Source organism: Roseateles sp. P5_B10 (assembly GCF_056400485.1).
On the sequence record NZ_JBFULE010001728.1, the window covers coordinates 1 to 537 of the forward strand.

Below are 537 nucleotides of genomic sequence, written 5' to 3' on the forward strand. Positions count from 1 at the left end.
CGCACCTGCCGAGGCGGTCGGCGCGTGGTGGTGACAACAGCACCGCGAGCTAATAAAGCTGCAACTAACAAAATCTCAGGGAGAGATATCATGGACGCCGCCGCGCTTCGCGCCACCCAGGCCCCTATCAAAGAGCTCTACAAGACCGATCCCAAGGCTGCCTTCATCACGCTCAAAGCCAAGGGCTCGATCGACAATGACGGCATCGCCTGCAAGGTCGAGACCGGTCGGCAGATCGCAGCCGCTGGTCTGCATCCGGCCACAGGCGGCTCCGGCCTCGAACTCTGTTCCGGCGACATGCTGCTGGAAGCACTGGTGGCCTGCGCCGGCGTCACGCTGAAATCAGTGGCCACCGCCGTCGAAATTCCGCTGAAGTCCGGCAACGTGACGGCCGAGGGCGATCTCGATTTCCGCGGCACGCTCGGCGTCGACAAAGAAGCCCCGGTCGGCTTCGCCGAAATCCGCCTGCGCTTCGATGTCGACACCGACGCGCCGCAGGACAAGCTCGATCTGCTGCTGAAGCTGACCGAGCGTTAT

Annotated in this window: 1 protein-coding gene; it reads left to right on the forward strand. The window is 63.1% G+C overall.

Annotated elements, in window-relative coordinates:
- Window positions 1-90: 90 nt before the first annotated feature.
- Window positions 91-537 (forward strand): OsmC family protein (locus AC1DU6_RS35565; protein WP_477863320.1); only part of this gene is annotated, 447 nt, incomplete at its 3' end.